Annotated in this window: 16 protein-coding genes; 5 read left to right on the top strand and 11 right to left on the bottom strand. The window is 67.4% G+C overall.

Features of this window, described 5'->3' with window-relative positions:
* Positions 1-28: 28 nt before the first annotated feature.
* From E5K04_RS00480 to rluD, 5 genes are all read right to left on the bottom strand, one after another.
* Positions 29-1093 (bottom strand): ribonucleotide-diphosphate reductase subunit beta, encoded by a 1065-nt coding sequence (locus E5K04_RS00480; RefSeq protein WP_136550936.1) that lies wholly within the window; start codon positions 1091-1093, stop codon positions 29-31.
* A gap of 16 nt (positions 1094-1109) precedes the next feature.
* A complete protein-coding gene (locus E5K04_RS00485; protein ID WP_136550937.1) occupies positions 1110-1685 on the bottom strand; it encodes a hypothetical protein in 576 nt (191 codons plus the stop codon).
* Between the two features lie 63 nt (positions 1686-1748).
* Positions 1749-4565 (bottom strand): ribonucleoside-diphosphate reductase subunit alpha, encoded by a 2817-nt coding sequence (locus tag E5K04_RS00490; protein ID WP_136550938.1) that lies wholly within the window; start codon positions 4563-4565, stop codon positions 1749-1751.
* 312 nt (positions 4566-4877) lie between these two features.
* The gene (gene pgeF, locus E5K04_RS00495; protein WP_136550939.1) at positions 4878-5615 is read right to left on the bottom strand and encodes a peptidoglycan editing factor PgeF; all 738 of its coding nucleotides are present in this window, start codon (positions 5613-5615) and stop codon (positions 4878-4880) included.
* Entirely contained in the window at positions 5602-6690 is a 1089-nt protein-coding gene (gene rluD, locus E5K04_RS00500) for a 23S rRNA pseudouridine(1911/1915/1917) synthase RluD (protein ID WP_136550940.1), read from the bottom strand. The genes pgeF and rluD overlap by 14 nt, the downstream gene beginning before the upstream one ends.
* On the opposite strand from rluD, the gene E5K04_RS00505 reads away from it, so the two are divergent.
* Together E5K04_RS00505 and E5K04_RS00510 are read left to right on the top strand one after the other, a co-directional pair.
* Positions 6689-7480 carry an outer membrane protein assembly factor BamD gene (locus E5K04_RS00505; RefSeq protein WP_136550941.1) on the top strand — a complete coding sequence of 264 codons (792 nt, stop codon included), beginning with the start codon at positions 6689-6691 and terminating at the stop codon, positions 7478-7480. The genes rluD and E5K04_RS00505 overlap by 2 nt on opposite strands.
* An 88-nt stretch (positions 7481-7568) precedes the next feature.
* Entirely contained in the window at positions 7569-8561 is a 993-nt protein-coding gene (locus E5K04_RS00510) for a zinc-dependent alcohol dehydrogenase family protein (RefSeq protein ID WP_136550942.1), read from the top strand.
* A gap of 147 nt (positions 8562-8708) precedes the next feature.
* On the opposite strand, the gene E5K04_RS00515 is transcribed toward E5K04_RS00510, so the two are convergent.
* On the bottom strand, positions 8709-9047 hold the full coding sequence (locus E5K04_RS00515) for a P-II family nitrogen regulator (protein ID WP_136550943.1): 339 nt from the start codon (positions 9045-9047) through the stop codon (positions 8709-8711).
* Between the two features lie 148 nt (positions 9048-9195).
* Here E5K04_RS00515 and purL point away from each other — a divergent pair, with 148 nt between their 5' ends.
* On the top strand, positions 9196-13152 hold the full coding sequence (purL, locus tag E5K04_RS00520) for a phosphoribosylformylglycinamidine synthase (protein WP_136550944.1): 3957 nt from the start codon (positions 9196-9198) through the stop codon (positions 13150-13152).
* A 180-nt stretch (positions 13153-13332) separates the two neighbouring features.
* Positions 13333-15510 (top strand): putative bifunctional diguanylate cyclase/phosphodiesterase, encoded by a 2178-nt coding sequence (locus E5K04_RS00525; RefSeq protein ID WP_136550945.1) that lies wholly within the window; start codon positions 13333-13335, stop codon positions 15508-15510.
* Between the two features lie 49 nt (positions 15511-15559).
* On the opposite strand, the gene prmB is transcribed toward E5K04_RS00525, so the two are convergent.
* The 4 genes from prmB to E5K04_RS00545 form a co-directional block, all read right to left on the bottom strand.
* Entirely contained in the window at positions 15560-16462 is a 903-nt protein-coding gene (gene prmB, locus E5K04_RS00530; protein WP_136550946.1) for a 50S ribosomal protein L3 N(5)-glutamine methyltransferase, read from the bottom strand.
* 64 nt (positions 16463-16526) lie between these two features.
* On the bottom strand, positions 16527-17906 hold the full coding sequence (locus tag E5K04_RS00535; protein ID WP_136550947.1) for a phosphomannomutase/phosphoglucomutase: 1380 nt from the start codon (positions 17904-17906) through the stop codon (positions 16527-16529).
* 51 nt (positions 17907-17957) lie between these two features.
* Complete coding sequence (gene trpD, locus E5K04_RS00540; RefSeq protein ID WP_136550948.1) at positions 17958-18986, bottom strand: anthranilate phosphoribosyltransferase; 1029 nt, start codon at positions 18984-18986, stop codon at positions 17958-17960.
* Positions 18987-18990: 4 nt separating this feature from the next.
* Entirely contained in the window at positions 18991-19584 is a 594-nt protein-coding gene (locus E5K04_RS00545; RefSeq protein WP_136550949.1) for an aminodeoxychorismate/anthranilate synthase component II, read from the bottom strand.
* Positions 19585-19763: 179 nt separating this feature from the next.
* On the opposite strand from E5K04_RS00545, the gene E5K04_RS00550 reads away from it, so the two are divergent.
* A complete protein-coding gene (locus E5K04_RS00550; protein WP_136550950.1) occupies positions 19764-20423 on the top strand; it encodes a DUF1345 domain-containing protein in 660 nt (219 codons plus the stop codon).
* Here E5K04_RS00550 and E5K04_RS00555 read toward each other — a convergent pair.
* A complete protein-coding gene (locus E5K04_RS00555; RefSeq protein ID WP_136550951.1) occupies positions 20355-21317 on the bottom strand; it encodes a tyrosine recombinase XerC in 963 nt (320 codons plus the stop codon). The genes E5K04_RS00550 and E5K04_RS00555 overlap by 69 nt on opposite strands.

Here is a 21317-nt window from a genome sequence, read left to right on the forward strand (position 1 = left end):
GCTTGGTGGGGTTTGACGGTGGGCCAAATCAATCCCAACTCAACGCCCCACCAGTCTGATATTCCGTCACCCGCGTCTCGAAGAAGTTCTTTTCCTTCTTCAGGTCAATCATCTCGCTCATCCACGGGAAGGGGTTGTTGGCGTTGGGGTAGAGCGGGTTCAGTCCGATCTGCTGCAGCCGGCGGTTGGCGATGAAGCGCAGGTACTCCTTGAACATCGGGGCGTTGAGGCCCAGCACGCCGCGCGGCATGGTGTCTTCGGCGTACGCGTATTCCAGTTCCACCGCCTGGCGGAACAGGCCGAGCAGTTCCTGCTTGAATGGTTCGGTCCACAGTTGCGGGTTTTCCAGCTTGATCTGGTTAATGAGGTCGATGCCGAAATTGCAGTGCATCGACTCGTCGCGCAGGATGTACTGGTACTGCTCGGCGGCGCCGGTCATCTTGTTTTGGCGGCCGAGCGCGAGGATCTGCACGAAGCCGACGTAGAAGAACAGCCCTTCCATGATGCAGGCGAACACGATCAGCGATTTGAGCAACTGCTGGTCGGCATGCTGGGTGCCGGTCTTGAAGGCCGGGTCGCACAGGGTATCGATGAAGGGGATCAGGAATTCGTCCTTGGCGCGGATCGAGCCGATCTCGTGGTAGGCGTTGAATACCTCGCCTTCGTCCAGCCCCAGCGATTCGACGATGTACTGGTAGGCGTGGGTGTGGATCGCCTCGTCGAATGCCTGGCGCAGCAGGAACTGCCGGCATTCGGGCGAGGTGATGTGGCGGTAGGTGCCCAGCACGATATTGTTGGCGGCCAGGCTGTCGGCGGTGGTGAAGAAGCCGAGGTTGCGCTTGACGATGCGCATCTCGTCACTGCTCAACTGCCCGGTCTTCCACTGTTCGATGTCGCGCTGCATGTTGATTTCCTGCGGCATCCAGTGGTTGGCGCACTGGGCGAGGTATTTGTCCCACGCCCACTTGTGCGCGAAGGGCACCAGCTGGTTGACGTCGGTCGCGCCGTTGATCACCCGCTTGTCGACGGCGTTGACGCGGCCGGCGGCCGGGGCGGGGGTGGCGGCGCGGGTTTCTTCTTCAAAATGCAGCATGGGCTTTCCTGTGTTTTCAGTTGGCCGGGATGGTGCGCGGCGCAAACGGCGCCACCACCACCTGGCTCAGGTTGTCTATCTTCCAGACGTTTTTCATGTGGGCGAAGTCGCGCGTTTGCGCGTCACCCAGCTCCACGGTCGGCCTGAAGTCCATCTGGACCTGCACCTGGCCGAGGTACACCGCCTTGCCCGCCTCGACGGTAAAGGGGGTATTGAGCGTGAAGCTCCTGATCTGCGTGAACGCGTTGCCGAACGGGCCGGTGTCGGTCGGCCAGTAGCCGTACGCGCGGGTCAGCTCGTAACGGCCGGCGGGCAGGGTGAGCAGTTCCAGCTTGCCCTCGGCCATGTCGCCGTTCGGGCCGAACACGGTGTCGGTGCCCATGCTGGCGTACACATTGCCCGACAGGGTATTGGTAAGCCCGCGCCATTCAACGCTGGCGCTCGAACGGCTGGCGTCCTGCGTGCGGCCGGTCAGCGAGAAGATCGCGTAGCCTTCGCCCGGCGGCGGGTTGAGCGAACCTTGCAGGCGGTCGGCCATCGTCGTGCAGCCGGTGGCGAACAAGACGGGGAGCAGGGCAGCGAGGGTGCGCATGGTTTTGTCCTTTCGATTGGATGGTTTCAAACAGCGTACCCCCGTTGTAGCCCCGCTAGCCGCTTACTGGCACGCCTCGCAGTCGGGGTTGTCGATCGAGCAGAAGCGCGCCTCAGGCTCGGGGGCGGTCGGCACGGCGTTGAGCTCGCCACCGCGGCCGGTCGACTTCTCGGCGCTGGTGGCGGCCAGCGTGCGCAGGTAGTAGGTGGTCTTCAGCCCCTTCAGCCACGCGAGCTTGTAGAGCTCGTCGAGCAGCTTGCCGGAGGCGCCGGCCACGTACAGGTTGAGGCTCTGCGCCTGGTCGATCCACTTCTGGCGGCGGCTGGCGGCCTCCACCAGCCACTTGGCGTCGATCTCGAAGGCGGTCACGTACAGGGCTTTCAGCTCACCCGGCACGCGGTCGATGCGGCCGAGGCTACCGTCGAAGTACTTGAGGTCGGCGACCATCACCTCGTCCCACAGCCCGGCGGCCTTCAGGTCGCGCACCAGGTGTTCGTTGATCACGGTGAACTCGCCGGACAGGTTCGATTTGACGAACAGGTTCTGGTAGGTCGGCTCGATGCTGGCCGACACGCCGACGATGTTGGAGATGGTCGCGGTCGGCGCGATGGCCAGGCAGTTCGAGTTGCGCATGCCGTGGCGGGCGATGCGTTCGCGCAAGGGTTGCCAGTTGAGCGTCTCGCTGCGGTCCATCTCCAGCAGGCCGCCGCGCGCCTCGGCGAGCAGCGCGATGCTGTCCTGCGGCAGGATGCCGCGCGACCACAGGCTGCCCTCGTAGCTCGGGTAGCGGCCACGCTCCTCGGCAAGCATGGTCGACGCCCAGTACGCGTGGTAGGCCACGCGCTCCATCGCGCGGTCGGCGAACGCCACCGCCGCGTCGCTCGCGTACGGGATGCGCAGGCGGTGCAGGCAGTCCTGGAACGCCATGATGCCCAGGCCCACCGGGCGGTGGCGCAGGTTGGCGTTGCGCGCCTTGTCGACCGGGTAGTAGTTGAGGTCGATCACGTTGTCGAGCATGCGCATGGCGGTGCTGACGGTGCGCGCGAGGTGCGCGTCGTCGAGCTCGCCGCTGTCGGTCAGGTGGGCGGCGAGGTTGACCGACCCCAGGTTGCACACGGCGATCTCGTCGGCCGAGGTGTTCAGCGTGATCTCGGTGCACAGGTTGGAGCTGTGCACCACGCCCAGGTGCTGCTGCGGGCTGCGCAGATTGCACGGGTCCTTGAAGGTCAGCCACGGGTGGCCGGTCTCGAACAGCATGGTCAGCATCTTGCGCCACAGCGTGGTGGCCGGCAGCGTGCGGTAGACGGCCAGCTTGCCCGCGCGGCCCAGCGCCTCGTAGTGGGCGTAGCGCGCCTCGAACGCGGCGCCGGTCAGCTCGTGCAGGTCCCCCGTCTCGGCCGGGCTGAACAGGCTCCATTCTTCGCCTGCGATCACCCGCTTCATGAAGAGGTCGGGGATCCAGTTGGCGCTGTTCATGTCGTGCGCGCGGCGGCGCTCGTCGCCGGTGTTCTTGCGCAGCTCGAGGAATTCCTCGATGTCGGCGTGCCAGGTCTCGAGGTAGGCGCACACCGCGCCCTTGCGCTTGCCGCCCTGGTTGACCGCCACCGCGGTGTCGTTGACCACCTTCAGGAACGGGATCACGCCCTGGCTTACGCCATTGGTGCCGCGGATATGGCTGCCCAGCGCGCGCACCGGCGTCCAGTCGTTGCCGAGGCCCCCGGCAAACTTGGAGAGCAGCGCGTTGTCCTTGATGCCGTCGAAGATGCCTTCCAGGCTGTCGGCGAGGGTGGTCAGGTAACAGCTGGAGAGCTGGCTGTGGCGGGTGCCGGCGTTGAACAGCGTCGGCGTCGAGCTCATGAAGTCGAAGCTGGAGAGCAGTTCGTAAAACTCGATGGCGCGCGCCTCGCGGTCGGTTTCATTCAGCGCCAGCCCCATCGCCACCCGCATGAAGAACACCTGCGGCAGTTCGCTGCGCACGCCCGCCACATGCAGGAAGTAGCGGTCGGCCAGCGTCTGCAGGCCCAGGTAGCCGAACTTCAGGTCGCGAGAAGGCTTGAGCGCGGCGCCCAGGCGTGCGAAGTCGAAGCTGGCGAGTTCGGGGTTGAGCAAGCCGGCGTCGATATTGCCGCGGATGCTGCGCACGAGCGCGTGCGGGTAGGCGGCGGCCATGCCGGCCTGGCTGACCGGCTCGCAGAGCACTTCGGCGCGCAGCGCGCCCAGCAGCAAGCGCGCGGTCACGTAGTCGTACGCCGGGTCCTGCTCGATGCGGGCGCGCGCGGCGAGCACCGCCGAGCGCGACACTTCCTCAGCCGCGACGCCGTCGTACAGGTTCTTCAGGGTGTCGGCGAGCAATGCCTCGACGTCAGCTTCCGGCAGGCCCGCGCAGGCGGCGGCAACCTCGGCGCGCAGCGCGGCGACGTCCAGCGGCGCGTGGCGGCCGTCGGCGTGCACCACCGTCAGCGCCGGTACGGCCTCGGCGGCCGGCTCGGCAGCCTCGGCAGCGCGCGCCTTGGCGTGCGCTTCGCGGTACAGCACGTAGGCGCGGGCGACGTCGTGTTCACCCGCGCGCATCAGCGCGAGCTCGACCTGGTCCTGGATCTCCTCGATATGGATGGCGCCGCCGTCGGGCTTCCTGCGCATCAGCGCGCCGACCGCGGTTTCGGTCAGGCGGGCGACCTTGTCGCGCAGGCTGGCCGACGCGGCGTGGCTGCCACCGGCGACCGCCAAAAAGGCCTTGCTCACCGCGATCGAGATCTTCACCGGCTCGAAGGCGACCACGTCGCCGTTGCGGCGGATGGTCATGTAGTGGATGACGTCGGCCGCGGGCGCGGCGGCGCGGCCCATCTCGGTCGCCAGTTGGCTGTCTACGGTCGATTGCATCGAAGCTCTCCGCATGGTGGCAGCGGCACCCGCCACTACACCACATATTGTGTTTGATGGTTATTGATGCGCAAATGGTAGTGTCGCTGCAGGGCGTTCGCAAGGCTTGACATGACGTATAAATACGCAAGCCCTTGTGGCGGCTGGCTTTGCGGCGCGAAAAATTTTTTCAGACAGGATAAAGACGCGCTGTTTCAGCGATATTGCGGTGGCGAATTTGCATCAGCACTACATGTAGTGGGTGTATCGCAGACGGCGGACAAACAAAAACCCGGCGTAAAGCCGGGTTTTGTCGCGGGGCGGGCAGGGCGCTTACGGTTCGAGCCAGATCAGGCTCGCCATGCGGCCGGTGACGCCGTCGCGCCGGTACGAGAAGAAACGATCGCGCTCGATCACCGTGCAGTGTTCGCCGCCGCTGACATCGGTGACGCCCGCCTCGGCCAGGCGCTGGCGGGCGAGCAGGTAGATGTCGGCAAGGTACTTGCCCTCGCCGATGTCGCTGAACGCTGCGGCCGCTTCGGTCGCGTGCGCGACAAAGTGCGCGCGGACCTCGGCGCCGACCTCGAACGCGTCCGGGCCGATGGCGGGGCCGAGCCAGGCGAGGATCTCGCCGGGGGGTACGCCCATCGCGGCGACGGTCGCCTCGAGCACGCCGTCGGCCAGGCCGCGCCAGCCGGCGTGCGCGGCGCCGACGACCGAGCCCGCCTTGTCGCAGAACAGCACCGGCAGGCAGTCGGCGGTCATCACCACGCAGACGGCACCCGCGCCGTGCGCGACGCTGGCGTCGGCGTCCGGCACCGTGCCACCCAGCTTGCCGGCGTCGACCACGTGCACGCCGTGCACCTGGTTGAGCCAGGCCGGCTCGGCCGGCAGGTGCGCGCGCAGTGCCTCGCGGTTATGGGCGACGGCGAGCGCGTCGTCCCCCACGTGCATCGCCAGGTTGAAGCTGGCCCACGGCGCCTGGCTCTCGCCGCCGGCACGGGTGGTCACCAGCGTGCGTACGCGGGAGGGCGCCGCCCAGCCGGCCGACAGGTACTCAGTCGCGGACATACAACACCTCCACGTCGCCGTCGTCCTCGTCGTCCCACTCTTCGTCGTCTTCCCAGTCTTCGCCCGCGCTGAGCATCTCGCCCGTCTCGCCGCGCAGCACGGCGAGCAGCGACTTCATGTCGTCGGGCAGGCGCGCGGTCCAGTTCATGGTCTGGCCGCTGACCGGGTGGACGAGCGAGAGCTTGTACGCGTGCAGCGCCTGGCGGCCGAGCGCCTTCACGGCCTCGCTGGCTGCCTCGTCCATCTTGTGGCGCGGGTTGCCGTACACCGGGTCACCGGCGAGCGGGTGGCCGGCCTCGCGCATGTGCACGCGGATCTGGTGGGTGCGGCCGGTTTCCAGGCGGCACTCGATATAGCTGTGGTAGGGGAAGCGTTCGAGCACGCGCACGTGGGTGATCGCCTGCTTGCCGCCGAACTTCACCACCGCCATGCGCAGGCGGTTGTGCGGGTCGCGGCCGATCAGGGTGTCGATCTTGCCGTCGAACGGCACCACGCCGTCGGCGATCGCACGGTAGATGCGCTTGACGCTGCGCGCCTGCATCTGGCGCACCAGCTCGGTCTGCGCGGGCACGGTGCGCGCGACCACCATCAGGCCGCTGGTTTCCTTGTCCAGCCGGTGCACGATGCCGGCGCGCGGTACGCGGGTAATTTCCGGGTAGTGAAAGAGCAGGGCGTTCAAAAGCGTGCCCGACCAGTTGCCGGAAGCCGGGTGCACCACCATGCCGGCGGGCTTGTTGACGACCAGGATGTGCTCGTCCTGGTAGATCACGTTCAGCGGCAGGTCTTCCGGCTGGTAGGCGGCTTCCTCGGGCAGTTCGACCGCCTCGACGCGCACGGTTTCGTCGCCCATCAGCTTGGTCTTGCCGGCGACCACCTTGCCGTCGACGGTGACGAGGCCGTCCTTGATCCACTGGGTCAGCCGGCTGCGCGAGTACTCGGGCAGCAGCTTGGCGAGCGCGCCGTCGAGGCGCTCGCCGGCGAACGAGAACGGCACGGTCAGTTCGCGTGCCGCGAGACTCCCGTTTTCTTCCGGGATGTCGTTATAATCGTCGCCATCGAAATAAGGATTGGTCATGAAAAGATATCTTGCTGCGGTGTTGATGGTGGCGGGCCTCGCCGGGTGCGCCTCAACCAGCGAACCGAACGACGAGACGCGTGGCTGGACGGTCGAGAAGATCTACGGCGAAGCGAAGGATGAGTTGAACAGCGGTAATTATACGCGCGCAATCAAACTCTACGAAACGCTGCAGGCGCGCTACCCGTACGGCCGTTACGCCCAGCAGGCGCTGATGGATCAGGCGTACACCCACTACAAGGACCAGGAGCCTGAACTGGCGCTCGCCGCGGCCACCCGCTTCATCCGCCTGTATCCGGCGCACCCCAACCTCGACTACATGTACTACCTGAAGGGCCTCGTCTACTACAACGACGATAGCACGACGCTCGCCAAGTGGGCGGGGCAGGACATGAGCGAGCGCGACCCGCGCGCCGCGCACGAGGCGTTCAACGCCTTCCGCGAGCTGACCGTGCGCTTCCCGCAAAGCCCGTACAGCGCGGACGCGACCGAGAAGATGCAGCAACTGGTCGCCGCCCTCGGTGGCCACCAGATGCACGTCGCCCGCTACTACATGAAGCGCGGCGCGTGGCTGGCCGCCGCCAACCGTGCGCAGGACGTGGTCAAGGAGTACAGCAACACCGGCCACAACGAAGAGGCGCTGGCAATCATGGTGGTCGCCTACGACAAGCTGGGCATGAAGGACCTGTCGGCCGACTCGGCTCGCGTACTCAAGCTCAACTACCCGAACAGCCAGTGGCTGCAGCAGCCGTGGCAAGTCAAGGAAGTCGCGTGGTGGAAGTTCTGGTAAGCCGGTTGTCCGGCGCCTGAAGGACAGACAGGGCGGCCCGCAACGGCGGGCGCCCTTTTTTTGCGCGTAGAAGCAGGAAGGGACGACCATGAAGGCGATGCTGATCAACCGCTGTGGCGGGGTGGACGTATTCGAGGAGGCGACGCTGACGCGGCCGCACCCGGGGCCGAACGAGGTGCGCATCCGGGTGATGGCCACCAGCGTGAACCCGATCGACTGCAAGATCCGTGCGGGTGCGGTGCCGCTCTCGCCGGCGTTCCCGGCGCTGTTGCAGGGCGACGTCGCCGGCATCGTCGACGCGGTCGGCGACGGGGTGACCTCTTTTGCAGCAGGCGACGCGGTGTTCGGCCTGATCGGCGGCCTGCGCTCGCACCAGGGCGCGCTCGCCGAATACGTGCTGGCCGACGCGCGCCTGCTGGCCAGGAAGCCCGACGCGCTCGACATGGTCGAGGCGGCTGCGCTGCCGGTGGTCGCGCTCACCGCGTGGGAGGGCTTGATCGAGCGCGCAAGGGTAAGCCCGGGGCAGGGCGTGCTGGTGCAGGGCGGCGCCGGCGGCGTCGGCCACATTGCGGTGCAGATCGCGCGCGCGGCCGGCTGCCGCGTCACGGCGACGGTGTCCGGCAAGGAGAAGGGCAGACTTGCGCGCCGGCTGGGCGCCGATGAAGTCGTCTACTACCGCGACGAGCCGGTCGCATCTTACGTTGCAAGGCTGACCGGCGGGCGCGGTTTCGACGTGGTGTTCGACAGCGTGGGGGGCGCGTCGCTCGACGCGTCGTTTGCCGCCGCCGCGCCGGGCGCTCAGGTGGTTGCCATCGCCGCGCGCTCGACGCACGACCTCTCGCCGTTGCACGGCAAGGGGCTCACCCTGTCGGTGGTGTTCTCGCTGTCGCCCTTCGTGCACGGCGGCTCGCTTGCCCGCGTCGGCGAGCGGCTCGCGCGCATCGCGCAACTGGCGGACGCCGGCCTGCTGCGCCCGCATATCGATCCGCACACGTTTTCGCTGACGCAGGTAGCCGACGCGCACCGACTGGTCGAATCGGGCGGCGCCGAGGGTAAGGTGGTCGTGCGTGTAGGCGTCTGACGTGAGGGGTGGCGCCTGGCGACAGGGCGGGCGTCGACAAGGCCGGCGCTGGCCGGCTTGTGCGCCCGGAGGGTGGATGGCAGAAAAAACAAACGCCCCGTCAAGGGGCGTTTGGCGTTGGCTGGCCTTGAGGCCGGCCGTCTGGGCTTAGACCGCCTCTTCGCCGGTCTCGCCGGTGCGGATGCGCACCACCTGTTCGACCGGGTAGACGAAGATCTTGCCGTCGCCGATCTTGCCGGTGCGAGCCACCGCGATGATCGCCTCGATCGCGCGTTCGACCAGGTCGTCGCCGAGAACCACCTCGATCTTCACCTTGGGCAGGAAGTCGACCACGTATTCGGCGCCGCGGTAGAGTTCGGTGTGGCCCTTCTGGCGGCCGAAACCCTTGACCTCGGTGACGGTCAGCCCGTTGATGCCAATCTCGGACAGCGCCTCGCGCACTTCGTCGAGCTTGAACGGCTTGATGACGGCTTCAATTTTCTTCATCGGTTTCTCCAGGTAAAGCTATCGGGCGATCGTATCGCCGGCGCGCGGATATGACCTATACAATGCTGAAAAGCATCCGCGTGCCTTATAAAAAAAGCCATTATCCTGTATTATTACGCGCTTCCCTGATATTTGTCGCGGGTGTCGAATGTCTTACCTTCTCAAGCTGCAGGGCGGTGCTGCCTTGTCCTCGTTCCGTCTGGAAAAACTGCTGGAAAGCGCGAGTGAAGCTGGCCTGCCGCCGCTGGCCATCGCCGCCGAGTTCTGGCACTTCGCCGAATGCTCGGCCGAACTCTCGGCCGGCGAGCTTGAGACGCTGCAAAAGCTGCTGGTCTACGGCGACGCGCCGCTCGCAGCGCGCCCCGACGGCGAACTCTTCCTGGTGACGCCGCGCCTGGGCACACTCTCGCCGTGGGCGTCCAAGGCCACCGATATCGCGCAGCACTGCGGCCTGGAGAAAGTCGGCCGCATCGAGCGCGGCACCGCCTACTACGTGAAGTCGGCGTCGCCGCTGGACGAAGCGGCGCGTGCGCGCGTCGCCGCCTTGCTGCACGACCGCATGACCGAGACGGTGTTGCCGGGCCTTGACGACGCGGCGCGCCTGTTCGTGCATATCGAGCCGCAGCCCTTGACCTCGGTTGACGTGATCGGCGGCGGGCGTGACGCGCTGCTGGCCGCCAACGGCGAACTGGGTCTTGCGCTGTCGGCCGACGAAGTCGACTACCTGGTCGAAAACTTCACCCGCATCGGCCGCAACCCGACCGACGTCGAGCTGATGATGTTCGCGCAGGCGAACTCCGAGCACTGCCGCCACAAGATCTTCAACGCGTCGTTCACCGTCGACGGCGAAGAGAAGGCCAAGTCGCTGTTCCGCATGATCCGCGACACCCACGATGCGCACCCGGAAGGCACGCTGGTCGCGTACTCCGACAACGCCTCCGTGATCGAGGGCGGCTTCATCGACCGCTTCTACCCGACGGCCGGCGACAACAGCTACGCCTTCAACCGCGAGCCGACCGCCATCCTGATGAAGGTCGAGACGCACAACCACCCGACCGCGATCGCGCCGTTCGCGGGCGCCGCCACCGGCTCCGGCGGCGAGATCCGCGACGAGGGCGCGACCGGCCGCGGCTCGCGCCCGAAGGCGGGCCTGACCGGTTTCACCGTCTCCAACCTGAACATCCCGGGCTTCACCCAGCCGTGGGAGCGCTACAGCGACAATCAGGCCGAATACGGCCGCCCAGACCGCATCGCGTCGCCCCTGCAGATCATGCTGGACGGCCCGATCGGCGGCGCCGCGTTCAACAACGAATTCGGTCGCCCGAACCTGACCGGCTACTTCCGCACCTTCGAAGAGCTGTACGCGGGCGAGATGCGCGGCTACCACAAGCCGATCATGATCGCCGGCGGCGTCGGCAACATCCAGGTTGCGCAAATCCACAAGAACCGCATCCCGGTCGGCGCCTTGCTGATCCAGCTGGGCGGGCCGGGCCTGCTGATCGGCCTGGGTGGCGGTGCCGCCTCGTCGATGGATACCGGCGCCAATAGCGCCGACCTCGACTTCGACTCGGTGCAGCGCGGTAACCCCGAAATCGAGCGCCGTTGCCAGGAAGTGATCGACCGCTGCTGGCAACTGGGCGAGCAGAACCCGATCCAGTCCATCCACGACGTCGGCGCCGGCGGCCTCTCCAACGCCTTCCCCGAACTCGTCAACGACGCCGGCCGCGGCGCGATCTTCGAACTGCGCAAGGTCAACCTCGAAGACAAGGGGATGACGCCGATGCAGATCTGGTCGAACGAGTCGCAGGAACGCTACGTGCTGGCGGTGACCCCGGACGACCTGGAAACCTTCCGCGCGATCTGCGAGCGCGAGCGTTGCCCGTTCGCCGTGCTCGGCACCGCGACCGAAGAAGGCCACCTGCAGGTGCGTGACGACGTGTTCGGCAACAATCCGGTCGACATGCCGATGGACGTCTTGCTGGGCAAGCCGCCGCGCATGCAGCGCGACGTTAAGCGCGTCGAACGCGAGACCGTGGTGTTCGACGCCGCGCGCTTCCCGCTGAAGGAAACCGCTTACCGCGTGCTGCGCCTGCCGGCCGTCGCCGACAAGAGCTTCCTGATCACCATCGGCGACCGCAGCGTCGGCGGCATGACCGCGCGCGACCAGATGGTCGGCCGCTGGCAGGTGCCGGTCGCCGACGTGGCCGTCACCACCATGGGCTTCAACTCCTACCGCGGCGAAGCGATGGCGATGGGCGAGCGCACGCCGGCCGCGCTGCTGAGCGCGCCCGCGTCCGGCCGCCTGGCGGTCGGCGAGGCGCTGACCAATATCGCGGCGAGCTTTGTCGGCAATATCGGCAACGTCAAGCTGTCGGCCAACTGGATGGCCGCCGCCGGCCACCCGGGCGAAGACGCGGCGCTGTACGACACCGTCGAGGCCGTCTCCAAACTGTGCCAGCAGGTCGGCGTCAGCATCCCGGTCGGCAAGGACTCGCTGTCGATGAAGACGGTGTGGAAAGAGGGCGACGAGCAGAAAGCGGTCACCGCGCCGCTGTCGCTGATCGTCTCCGCCTTCTCGCCGGTCGAGGATGTGCGCAAGACCGTCACCCCGGAGCTGAAGTCCGACAAGGACACCGACCTGATCCTGATCGACCTGGGCTACGGCCGCTGCCGCCTGGGCGGCCCGGCTTACGGCCAGGTCTGGAAGGCGATGGAAGGCCGCTCACCAGACGTGGAAAGCCCGCTGCAACTGGCCAGCTTCTTCGACGCGATGCAGTCGCTGCTGCGCGACAACATGGTGCTGGCGTACCACGACCGCTCGGACGGCGGCCTGTTCGCGACGCTCGCCGAGATGATGTTTGCCGGACGCGTCGGCATCAGCATCGACCTGCAGGAACTGGTGATCGAGCGGCGCAACACCCAGCGCTATATCGCCGACTTCGTGCAGCCGACGCCGGAAGCGGCGACGCACGGCCGCATCATGCGCGTGCTGTTCAACGAGGAACTCGGCGCGGTGCTGCAGGTGAAGAAGGCGCACACCTCCGAGGTGATCTCGCGCTTCATGAAGGCCGGCATCGGCCGCGAGCTGTTCGTGCTGGGCAAGATCAACAGCAAGGACCGCTTCGTGATCAAGCACCGTGGCGAGGAGCTGTTCAACGAGCCGCGCACCGACCTGCAGCGCGCGTGGAGCGAGACCAGCTACCGCATGCAGCGCCTGCGCGACAACCCGGCGTGCGCCGACAGCGAATACCTGCTGCTCTCGGACAACAAGAGCCGCGGCCTGTTCGCCGAACTCACCTTCGAGCCGACCGAAAACCCGGCCGCGCCTTACCTGAACCTCGGCGCGCGACCACGCATCGCCGTACTGCGCGAGCAGGGCGTCAACGGCCAGCTCGAGATGGCGGCCGCGTTCAACCGCGCCGGCTTCGAGGCGGTCGACGTGCACATGAGCGACATCATCGCCGGGCGCACCCGCCTGTCCGACTTCAAGGGCCTTGCCGCCTGCGGCGGCTTCAGCTACGGCGACGTGCTGGGCGCGGGCGAGGGCTGGGCGAAGAGCATCCTGTTCAACCCGCGTGCGCGCGACGAGTTCGCCGCCTTCTTCGGCCGCGACGACAGCTTCGCGCTGGGCGTGTGCAACGGCTGCCAGATGATGTCCAACCTGTCCGAGATCATCCCGGGCGCCGAGGCGTGGCCGAAGTTCAAGCGCAACGCGTCCGAGCAGTTTGAGGCACGCTTCACCATGGTTGAAGTGCCGGCGTCGGCGTCGCTGTTCCTGGCCGACATGGCGGGCAGCCAGCTGCCGGTGGTGGTCAGCCACGGCGAAGGCCGCGCGGTGTTCGCGCCGGGCGCGCAGGCGGAGGTGGCGGTTGCGCTGCGCTACGTCGACTTCGGCGGCCGTCCGACCGAGACCTACCCGATGAACCCGAACGGCTCGCCCGCCGGCATCACCGGCGTGACGACGGCCGACGGCCGCTTCACCATCATGATGCCGCACCCGGAGCGTACCTTCCGGACCGTGCAGATGAGCTGGCACCCGGAGGGCTGGGGCGAGAACGGCGCCTGGTTCCGCATGTTCGCCAACGCGCGGCGCTGGGTCGGTTAAGCCACCGGCACGGCAGGGGAGCCTTCAAGGCTCCCCTTTTTCTTTTATCCAGATTTGTTTACAGCCGCCCCCGTGGCGATTTAATATACATCGATCGGTAATCGGCGGCATGCCGCCTTGCCGGGAGGAGCCAGGCGCGCACATCCCGCCAGACAAAAGACACTGCAGCAGCAGGGCAACATGAATACAACCATCACAGCCAATTTGCCGGTTCTGGACGAGGTGTGCCGTCTGGTCGGTTTCAGCGCTTCGCATGCGGCTTGCCTTGCCGAGCACGGCGCGAATCTTGCGTGCGCCGACGACGCCTTCGGCCACCGCTATTTCGGCTACCTGCTCGAAGCGGCACCGCCGCTGGAGACGCTGACGCGCAAGCTCGGCCCGGCGCTGCGCGCCCTGATCGACGGCCAGCAACGCCACCACGAGCAGTTGTTTGCCCTCCCGCTGGACGCCGCTGCGCAGGAAAGGGCAGCCGCGATGGGGCGCATCCACGGCAAGCTCGGCCTGTGCCCGTCCTTGCTGGCCGGCCTCTCGGAAGTGCATGTGCGCGCCGTCGACCAGGCCCTGCACGGTTTGCGCCTCGACGAGGCCGTGCGCGGCGAAGTGCGCGAAGCCGCCCGCCGCCGCATCCAGATCGACCTGCTGATGCAGGTGTCCGCCTGCCGCTCGCTCGCATCGAACACCGTTTCCGCCCCCGCCGCGCGCGCCTTGCCGCCTGGCTGGCTGGCGGAGCTGGCCGGCCTGGACACCGCGCTGACCCCGGCCTTGTTGTGCGACAGCGCCCAACGTCACGGAATGTCGCTTGCCTGTTACGCCTTGCCCGGCGCGCACCGCGTCAGCGGCGCGCAGCGCTTGCTGCCGGACGCGGCGCTGCGTGCCGCACTCGACGCGGCATCGGCCGGGCAGCCCTGGCACGGCGAGGGTGCGCTGTGCGTCGGCACGCCCGGCCCCGCACCGCGCTTTGCCTTGCTGGCGGCCGGGCTGGATAACGACGCGCAGACGCTGGCCCAGCTCAAGCTTGTTGCCGCCCTGCTGGGCAACCCCGCACAGCCCGAGTCGCAGGCGAGCGAACGGCTCACCTATGTTTCGCAACACGACCTGACCACCGCCTTGCCGAACCGGCAGCGCCTGCTCGAACTGATCGACGCGCTGCAGGTGCCGGCGCGCTGGCTGATCGTGGTCGCGCTCGACGGTTTTCACGAACTGAACGCGCGTCTGGGGCACGCGCAGGGCGACGAGTTGCTGCGCCAGTGCGCGCGCCGGCTCGACCGCCTGAGCCGGCACTGCGGCGGCACCGCGCGGATAGGCGCGGCGCGCTTTGCCGTGTACGGCGACAGTGCCCGCGAAGCCGTCGACGCCGTGCTCGAGCGGGTGGTCGCCGCGCTGACGCTGCCGATCAAGCTGGGCATCGAGTCGGTCGAGCTTTCCGTCAGCGCCGGCATCGTCGTCGACAAGGGCGAACGCAGCGACGCCTCGGCGATGTTGCGCCGGGCTGATCTCGCGCTGATCCGCGCAAGACAAGGCGGCGGGGGCGGCTGGCACTATTACGACGAGGCGATGGATATCGAGATCCGCCGCCTGCACAAGCTGCGCGCCGACTTTGCGCTGGCGCTGGAGGCGGGCGAGCTCGCGCTCTTCTACCAGCCCAAGATCAACCTGGTCAGCCACCGCGTGACCGGCGTCGAGGCGCTGGTGCGCTGGCGGCAAAACGGCCGCTTCGTCCCGCCGGGCGTGTTCTTTCCGGCGATCGAGACCTGCGACCTGATGCGCCGCCTCGACGCTTGGGTGCTCGCCGAGGCGGTGGCCAGCCTTGCGCGCTGGCAGTCGGCCGGGCGCAAGCTGTCGATGAGCGTCAACGTGTCTGCGCTGTCGCTCAAGCACGAGAGCTTCCTGCCGCTCATCGAGGGCTTGCTCGAACACCATACGCTGGAGGCGGACTCGCTGGAGATCGAGGTGCTGGAGACCCTGTCGCAGCAGGAGGCGACGCAGATCGCCGGCAAGCTCTCGCGCTGCCGAGAACTCGGCCTGCGCGTCGCGCTCGACGACTTCGGCACAGGCGCGTCGTCCTTGGTGCACCTGCAGCAACTGCCTTTTGACACGATCAAGATCGACCAGCGTTTCGTGCGCATCCTGATCGACTCGCCCGAGAACGAGGCGATCATCCGCAGCATGGTTGCCTACGCCGGCCACACCCGCCGCCGGCTGGTGGCCGAGGGCATCGAGAGCCAGGCGATCTGGCAGCGGCTGCTCGAATTGGGGTGCGAAGACGGGCAGGGCTACGAGATCTCGCCGCCGATGTCGGCCGAGACGCTCGAGCTCTGGCTTGAGGACTGGCGCTGCTCCGAGGAGGTCGCCGCCTGACCAAGAAAAAACCGGGGCAAGCCCCGGTTTTTTCTTGCGAGCCCAGCGCTTACAGGCCGGCTTCGACCAGCTCCTCGCGGGTGAGCAGGAACACGAAGCCGTCGCCGCTGCTGGTCTCGAGCCAGGTGAACGGCAGGGCCGGGTAGGCGGCCTCGAGCACGTCGCGGTTGTGGCCGACCTCGACCAGCAGCACGCCCTTGGGGTTGAGCAGACGGCTTGCCTCGGCGAGGATCACGCGGGTCGCGTCGAGCCCGTCGCGGCCGGAACCCAGCGCGATTTCCGGTTCGTGCAGGTACTCGGGCGGCAGCTCGTCGACCGACTCCTCGTCCACGTACGGCGGGTTGGAGACGATCAGGTCGTACGTCTCCTCCAGCCCCTCGGTCATGTCGGTGTGGATCAGCTGGATCTGTTCATCCAGGCCGTAGTGTTCGACATTGATCGCGGCGACTTCCAGCGCATCGAGCGAGATGTCGACCGCGTCGACTTCGGCGTCCGGGTAGTGGTGCGCGAGCTGGATGGCCAGGCAGCCGGAGCCGGTGCACAGGTCGAGCGCGCGGTGCACGAGCTCGGGGTGCTCGATCCACGGCGTGAGGGGCTCACCCAGGAGTTCGTAGATGAAGGAGCGGGGCACCAGCACGCGCTCGTCGACGTAGAAGCTGAATTCACCCTGCCACGCCTCGTGCGTGAGGTAGGCGACCGGCACGCGCTCGAGCGCGCGCCGTGCGATCGCGTCGAGCACGGTCGTCACTTCGCTGGGCAGCAGGCGGGCGTCGAGGTAGGGCTCGAGCGTGTCGATCGGCAGCTTGAGCAGCGACAGGATCAGGTAGGCGGCTTCGTCGTGCGCGTTGTCGGTGCCGTGGCCGTAGCTCAGCCCGGCCTCGTTGAAGCGCGACACCGCAAAGCGCAGCAAGTCGCGTACCGTGGTCAGTTCCTTGGCGGCTTGTTCGTACATGTTTTTACGTTTCCAGTGAGAAGGGCGTGCCCCAGGCACGCCCGCAAAGGGAAGGGCAGGCGCGTCAGAACGGCAGTTCGGCGTCGGTGACGGCGGCGAGCACCTGCCTGAAGTTGGCCTTGATGCGCTCGAGCGCGTCGGCATTGTCGGCCTCGAAGCGCAGCACGATCACCGGCGTGGTGTTCGACGCACGCGCGAGGCCGAAGCCGTCCTGGTATTCGACGCGCAGGCCGTCCAGCGTGATGACCTCTTCAGCACCGTCAAAGCGCGCGCTCTGCTGCAGGCGCTCGATCAGCGCGTGGTTCTCGCCCTCGGCCGAGAGCTTGATGTTGAGCTCGGGGGTCGACACCGCGTTGGGCAGCGCGTTCAGCAGCGCAGACGGATCTTCCACCCTGGAGAGGATCTCCAGGAGGCGGGCGCCGGCGTACAGGCCGTCGTCGAAACCGTACCAGCGTTCCTTGAAGAACACGTGGCCGCTCATCTCGCCGGCCATCAGCGCGCCGGTCTCCTTGATCTTGGCCTTGATGAAACTGTGGCCGGTACGGCACATCACCGGTACGCCGCCGTTGTCGCGGATCCACGGCGCGAGCAGGCGGGTCGACTTCACGTCGTAGATCACCTGCGCGCCCGGGTTGCGCTCGAGCACGTCGGCGGCGAACAGCATCAGCTGGCGGTCCGGCCAGATGATGTTGCCTTCCTTGGTGACCACGCCCAGCCGGTCGCCGTCGCCGTCGAAGGCGAGGCCGATCTCGGCGTCGGTCTTGGCCAGGGCCACGGTGACGTCCTGCAGGTTCTCCGGCTTGGCCGGGTCCGGATGGTGGTTGGGGAAGTTGCCGTCGACTTCGCAGAAGAGCTCGCGCACCTTGCAGCCAAGGCGGCGGTACAGCGTCGGCGCGAAGGCGCCGGCGACGCCGTTGCCGCAGTCGATGACGACGTTCATCGGGCGTGCGAGCTTGATGTCGCCGGTGATGCGGTCAAGGTAGGCGGCACTGATGTCCTGCTCGCGGTAGCCGCCATCTCCGGTAGCTAACTCGCCCGTCTCGATGCGGCGCAATAGCGCCTGGATCTCGTCGCCGGAGAGCGTGCCGCCGGCCATCATCATCTTGAAGCCGTTGTACTCGGGCGGGTTGTGGCTGCCGGTCACCATCACGCCGGAGAGGGTGCCCAGCTCGTACGCGGCAAAATACAGCATGGGCGTGGCGACACGGCCGACGTCGATCACGTCGACACCTGCGGCGCGGATGCCGTCGGACAGCGAACGGGACAGGTCGGGGCCGGACAGGCGGCCGTCGCGGCCGACCACCAGCGCGGCAACACCCTGTTCGCGCGCGAGCGAACCCAGCGCCTGGCCGATCAGGCGGGCCGCGTCCAGGGTCAGCGTCTTGCCGACGACACCGCGGATGTCGTAGGCCTTGAAGATGTCTTTGCTAAGCGAGTGGCTCATCAGTCTTGCTTCCAAAATGCGGCGGCCGCCTGCTGGCGGCCGTCGGTCAGTTCATGCGGCGAGGGATTGGCTCAATTGTACCAGTTGATCGAGCCTTGCACGCGCGGCACCGCTGTCGAGCACGCTGCGGGCGAGCCCCACGCCGTCCGGCAGCGTGTCGGTGAGGCCGGCGGTGTAGATCGCCGCCCCCGCGTTGAGGAGCACGATGTCGCGCGCCGGACCGTGCGCGCCGTCAAGAACCGCAAGCAGCGTCTGGCGGGATTGTTCCGGCGTCTCGGCGCGGATCGCCGAGAGCTCCGCACGCGCAAAGCCGAAGTCTTCCGGCGCGATCTCGTATTCGCGGATCCAGCCGTCCTTCAGTTCGCACACCATGGTCGGCGCCGAGATGGTGATCTCGTCCAGCCCGTCGCGGCCGTGCACGACCATCACGTGGCGGCTGCCCAGTTGCTGCAGCACGCGCGCCTGGATGCCGACGAGATCGGGGTGGAACACGCCCATCAACTGGTTGTCGGCGCCGGCCGGGTTGGTCAGCGGGCCCAGGATGTTGAAGATGGTGCGCACGCCCAGCTCCTTGCGCACCGGCGCGACATGGCGCATCGCGCTGTGGTGGTTGGGCGCGAACATGAAGCCGACGCCCAGCTCGTCGATGCACTGGCCGACCTGCCCGGGCTTCAGCGTCAGCCGGATGCCGAGTGCCTCGAGCACGTCGGCGCTGCCGGAGCTGGAGCTGACCGCGCGGTTGCCGTGCTTGGCGACGCGCCCGCCGGCGGCGGCGACCACGAACATCGCCGTGGTCGAGATATTGAAGGTATGCGACTTGTCGCCACCGGTGCCGACGATGTCGATCAGGTGCTCGCGGCGCGTGAGCGGGACCGGCGTCGCGAATTCGCGCATCGCGGCGGCCGCGGCGGCGATCTCGAGCACGGTTTCGGTCTTGACGCGCAGGCCGACCAGGATCGCCGCGGTCAGCGCGGGCGGGATCTCGCCGCGCATGATCTGGCGCATCAGGTCGAGCATCTCGTCGTAGAAGAGTTCGTTGCCGTCGATCAGACGGTTGAGGGCGGCCTGGGCGGTGATCATCGCTTCATCCTTGTTGCTGGCGTGCCGCGGGGGCGAATTCGGTCAGGAAGTTTTCCAGCATGCGGTGGCCGTGCTGGGTGAGGATGGCCTCCGGGTGGAACTGCACGCCCTCGATCGGCAGCGTCTTGTGGCGTACGCCCATGATCTCGCCGTCGTCGGTCCACGCGGTCACTTCCAGGCAATCCGGCATCGTCTCGCGGCGGATCACCAGCGAGTGGTAGCGGGTGCACACCACTGGGTCGGGCAGGCCGCGGAACATGCCGAGGTCGCGGTGGTGCACGTCGGACACCTTGCCGTGCATCAATTCCTTGGCGTGCACGATCTCGCCGCCGAACGCCGCGCCTATGCTCTGGTGGCCGAGGCAGACGCCGAGGATGGGCAGCTTGCCCGCGAAATGGCGGATCGCCGGCACCGAAATGCCCGCCTCGGCAGGCGAACAGGGGCCGGGCGAGATCACCAGGTAGTCGGGCGCGAGCGCCTCGATCTCGTCGAGCGTGATCTCGTCGTTGCGGTGGATGCGCACTCGCTGCCCGAGCTCGCCGAAGTACTGCACGAGGTTGTAGGTAAACGAGTCATAGTTGTCGATCATCAACAGCATGGTTTGAACAAAGCCTTCAAGTGAGGGGCTGCACGGCCTTGGCCACGCATCGCCCGTAGACTGCCGCAGCAATCACAACATCATGCAACGGCGACTCAAGTTAAACAACTGCGCTAACGGCATTGGATGACCCGCCCACCCCTTGCGCAGTACGATATGGTTTTTCACCGGTCAAGCGCATGCGTAAAGCGTCGTTTTCCCAGCGGGTCCGTGCCCTGGTCGGTACGCGCCCCAGGCTCACCTTCGCGCTGGCGCTGGGCGCGGCGGCGTGGTTCTTGCTGCCTGCCGACAGCCCCCTGCTGCTCAGGGCCTTGCTCGCGTGGAACGTCACGGCGTGGACCTACCTGATCGGCCTGTGGCTGGTCGTCTTTTCCGCGCGGCCGCACCATATCCGCCGCCACGCGGTACGCGAGGACGAAAGCGCCGCGCTGGTGCTCGCCCTGGTCTGCACGGGTTCCTTGATGAGCGTCGCCGCGATCGTCATCGAGCTTGCGATGGCCAGTCACGGTGCCTGGCATGTGGCGCTCACTGTCGTCACGCTCACGAGCGCGTGGCTGCTGCTGCCGACCTGCTTCGCGGTCCACTACGCGCACCTCTTTTATCTTGCCGACCCCGCCAAACCCATCCTGCAGTTTCCCGACGAACCGGCAGAGCCCGACTACTGGGACTTCCTGTATTTCTCGTTCACCATCGCGGCGACCAACCAGACGGCCGACGTCGGCATCGCCAGCGCCCGCGTGCGACGGCTGGTGCTGCTGCAGGGCATGCTCTCATTCGTCTTCAACCTGTTCATCCTCGGACTGACCGTCAACCTGGCGGCCGGGCTGCTTGGCGGCTGAGACGGGGGTGCGGCCCGCGAGGTGCGCGCGCGGGTGCGCCTGGTCGTACGTGCGGGCCAGGTGCTGGAAGTCGAGCGAGGTGTAGACCTGGGTGGTCGACAGGTTGGCGTGCCCCAGCATCTCCTGCACCGCGCGCAAGTCGCCCGACGACTGCAACAGGTGGCTGGCAAACGAGTGCCGCAGCATGTGCGGGTGCACGTGGCGGCCCACCCCGCTTTGCCGGGCCCACGCGGCCAGCCGCAGCTGGATCTGCCGTTTGCCCAGCGGCGCGCCGTGCGCGCCGACAAACAGCGCGTCGCAGCGGGCCATCGGCGCGCGCAGCGCAAGCCAGGCCCGGATCGCGTCTTTCGCCTTGGCGCCGACCGCGCAGACACGCTCCTTGCCGCCCTTGCCCAGCACCTTGACAGCGTCGCCGGCGAGGTCAAGGTCGGCAAGCGTCAGACCGGCCAGCTCAGACAGGCGCAAGCCCCCCGAGTAGAACAGCTCGAACATCGCGAGGTCGCGTGCGAGCAGTGCCTCGTCGCCGTCTTGCGACGCGTCGAGCAACTGCATGGTGCGTTCGACCGGCAGCGACTTGGGCAGGCGGGACGCCGCCTTGGGTGCCTTGAGGCCGTGGCAGGGATCGTCGTCACGCGCGCCCTGGTCGATCAGGTAACGCTGGAAGGCCCGCCAGGCCGACAGGGTGCGCGCTATGGTGCGCGGCGAGCGCCCGCGCTGCGCCATGCGCGCGAGCTCGCGCGCGAGTTGCGCGCGGCCAAGGCACCCGGGCGCGACGTCGGGGTAGGCAGAGGCCAGCAGGCCGATGTCGCGCGTATACGCGGCAAGCGTGTCCGGGCTACGCCCGGCGAGCGCGAGCGTCGAGCAAAAGCCCTGCCTTGCCGCGGCCCAGTCCAT

The sequence above is a fragment of the Crenobacter intestini genome, assembly GCF_004919095.1.
In the GTDB taxonomy this organism is placed as follows: domain Bacteria; phylum Pseudomonadota; class Gammaproteobacteria; order Burkholderiales; family Chromobacteriaceae; genus Craterilacuibacter; species Craterilacuibacter intestini.